Annotated in this window: 4 protein-coding genes; 3 read left to right on the top strand and 1 reads right to left on the bottom strand. The window is 62.6% G+C overall.

Features of this window, described 5'->3' with window-relative positions; translation table 11 throughout:
* A partial coding sequence (locus tag VLE48_12675; protein HSA93859.1) for a glutamine synthetase beta-grasp domain-containing protein occupies positions 1–529 on the bottom strand: 529 nt, incomplete at its 3' end.
* Between the two features lie 283 nt (positions 530–812).
* Here VLE48_12675 and VLE48_12670 point away from each other — a divergent pair.
* The 3 genes from VLE48_12670 (at position 813) to sixA (ending at position 2,874) form a co-directional block, all read left to right on the top strand.
* Positions 813–1,712, top strand: coding sequence for a LysR family transcriptional regulator (locus VLE48_12670; protein HSA93858.1), 900 nt, complete (start codon positions 813–815; stop codon positions 1,710–1,712).
* Positions 1,713–1,822: 110 nt separating this feature from the next.
* Positions 1,823–2,368, top strand: coding sequence for an arginine decarboxylase, pyruvoyl-dependent (locus VLE48_12665; protein HSA93857.1), 546 nt, complete (start codon positions 1,823–1,825; stop codon positions 2,366–2,368).
* A gap of 41 nt (positions 2,369–2,409) precedes the next feature.
* On the top strand, positions 2,410–2,874 hold the full coding sequence (gene sixA / locus VLE48_12660) for a phosphohistidine phosphatase SixA (protein ID HSA93856.1): 465 nt from the start codon (positions 2,410–2,412) through the stop codon (positions 2,872–2,874).
* Positions 2,875–3,044: the final 170 nt, after the last annotated feature.

Genomic DNA, 3,044 nt, shown 5'->3' with positions numbered 1-3,044 from the left:
CCTTGTAACGCGGCCGGTAGCCCAGGTTGTTGGCCTCGCGGCCGGAGTTCCAGCGCCCCTCCTCGGCGTCGATGAAGTAGAAGCCGTGCTGCTCGCGCTGGTCGAAGCGGACGTTGTCGAAGATGAAGAACTCGGCTTCGGCGCCGAAGTACGCGGTATCCGCCAGCCCGGTGGAGCTGAGGTACAGCTCCGCCTTCTTGGCGATGTAGCGGGGATCGCGGTCGTAGCGCTGCTTGGTCACCGGATCGATGACGTCGCACACCATCACCAGGGTGGGCTGGTCGGTGAAGGGGTCCATCGCGTACCAGGACGGATCCGGAATCAGCAGCATGTCGCTCTCATGGATGGCCGCCCAACCGCGGATGCTGGAGCCGTCCATGCCGAACCCGTCTTCGAACGAGTCCTCGGTCAACTGGTCGATGGGATAGGAAACGTGGTGCCACAGCCCGGGGATGTCGGTAAATCGCAGGTCCAGGAGCTTGGCCCCGTTCTGCTTGGCAAATTCCAGGACTTCTTTGGGCGTCGCCATGTTTTCTCCTTGGCGTCCGCCGTGGCGGACGGTTGAGACGCCGGCCGTGGCCAACCCTTAGCTGAGGCCGCTGCGGCGCCGGTTGCACATGGGCATGGAATTCAGGATTCGGTGTGGGCTGCTACACTGGGAGCAGCCCCACGCAGTCAAGCTAATCTCTGCCGCCGGGTTTGTGAAATTGAATGTTTTTATGAGTGCGATAATCGGGGCTTATGCCGAAGTAAGTCTCCACCACTCAAGCACATGGGCTGTGGAAGTTCATGTCTGACCGGGGTCGCTGAGCATGGACTACGATCAACTGGAAACCTTCCTTGAAGTCGCGCGGCTGAGCAGTTTCTCGCGCGCCGCCGAGAAGCGCTTCCGCACCCAGCCGGCTATCTCCGCCCAGATCCGCGTGCTCGAGGAAGAAGTGGGCGCCAAGCTGCTCGACCGCTCCGGCGGCAAGGTGTCGCTCACCGCGCCGGGCAAGGTATTCCAGAAGTTCGCCGAGGAAGCGCTTGCCTCCCGCCGCCAGATTCTGACTTCGCTCGCCGAGATGGAGCGGGTTCCGCGCGGTGAGATCGTGGTGGGAGCCAACGAAGGCACCTGTCTGCACATCCTTCCGGAGGTCTTCGCCGAGTTCAAGAAGCAGTACCCCAGCGTTTCCGTGAGCATCCAGCGCTCGGAACGCGCCCGCATCCTCGAATCCATCATCGACAACTCGGTGGACTTCGGCGTCGTTTCCATGCCGGTGAACGACACCCGCCTTACGGTGGTGCAGATCCATCGTGACGAGCTGGTGGCCATTGCCGCGGCGCAGCATCCTCTGGCCAAGCTGGACGCCGCCAGCGTCAGCGATGTAATGCGCTACCCCCTGCTCCTGCCCAAGGTCGGACGCACACGCGACGCTTTGGAGGCCCTCTTCCACGAGCGCCGCCTCAAGCCCAACATCTCCATGGAACTTGATTCCAGCGAGCTGCTGAAGCGCTTCGCCGCCGCCGGCGTGGGCGTGGGATTCATCGCCCGCTCGAACGTGCTGGAAGACGTGCGCGCGGGCGCGCTGGTGGCGTTGCCGCTCGCCGACGCCCACATCCGCCGCGACCTGGCCTTGGTATTCCGCAAGGACAAGGCGCTGAGCCGCGCTGCCCTGGCCTTCATTGACATCGCCGTCAAGCTGAAGCCGGCGCAGACCCAGGTGGGCTGACCCCCGCCGCCGGCCTTGCCCTTTCCGCAGATTGTTTTCCGGCTTGTTTGTGTTACATTCTCTGACTTTGTAACCGAACGTTCGCGGAGGTAGTGGGCGTGGGTAAGGATATGGTTCCCAAACGGATCTTTCTCACTAAGGGTGTGGGAAAACACCGCGAACGGCTTACCTCCTTCGAATTGGCGCTGCGCGATGCCGGCATCGCCTCGCAAAACCTCGTCCGCGTATCCTCCATCTTCCCTCCCCATTGCAAGCTCATCTCCCGCACCCACGGGCTTAAGTACCTCAATCATGGTGAGGTGGTGTTTGCTGTGGTGGCGGAGAACTCCACCAAGGAACCGCACCGGCTGATGGCCGCGAGCATCGGCCTGGCTATCCCCGGTGACCGCTCCACCTACGGCTATCTGAGCGAGCACCACTCCTTCGGTGAGGATGACTTCACCGCCGGCGAATACGCCGAGGAACTGGCCGCGGAGATGCTTGCCACCACCCTCAATGTGGAGTTCGATCCCGACCGGTCCTGGGACGAGAAGAAAGAGATCTACCGCATCTCCAACAAGATCGTGCGCACGATGAACATCACCCAGTCCGCCGTAGGCGACAAGCGCGGCCTGTGGACCACCGTCATCGCCTCCGCCATCATGATCTTCGAGTGATCCGGCGATTGCCGATCGCAAATCGGGTCTAGAATCTCTGCGTGCTCCTTTACTTAGTACAGCACGGAGCATCCAAGCTGGAGGCGGAAGACCCGCAGCGCCCGCTCAACGAGGAGGGTGTGCGCACGGTGGCGCGTGTGGCGGCGCACCTTGCTCGCCTGCACATTCCCCTCGACGCTATTGAACACAGCGACAAGCTGCGCGCCCGCCAGACGGCGGAAATCCTCAACGCGCAAATTCGACCCGGGCGGGACGCACGCCAGGTCCCCGGCCTCGCGCCCAACGATGACCCTGCTATCACCGCCGTACGTCTGCAGAACGAGGCGTGCAATCTGATGCTGGTCGGCCACCTTCCCCATCTCAGCCGTCTGGCCTCCACCCTGCTCGGCCTGCCGCCCGATCAACCGGCGGTTCGCTTTCAGACGGGAGGATGCGTTTGCCTGGAACGCGATGCCGAGGGAAAGTGGGCGCTTCGCTGGATGCTGGTGCCTGAACTGCTCCCCTAGCGGGCGAAGCAAGAACTGGGGGATTGCAAGCACACTTGCAGGTACTCGGTCGCGTGTACAATTCTGGCGTGAAACCGGTGGTGATCCCGACAGCCTTGCTGCTCGCCACGCTTGCCGCCTCAGCGCAGGTGGGTGTCTCGCCGAAGAAAGATATCACTCTGGAAGAGGTA

The organism is Terriglobales bacterium (genome assembly GCA_035454605.1).
Lineage (GTDB): Bacteria > Acidobacteriota > Terriglobia > Terriglobales > Acidobacteriaceae > DATMAB01.
The sequence above is the reverse complement of the archived record's forward strand: the minus strand, read 5'-3'. Positions and strand labels throughout refer to the sequence as shown.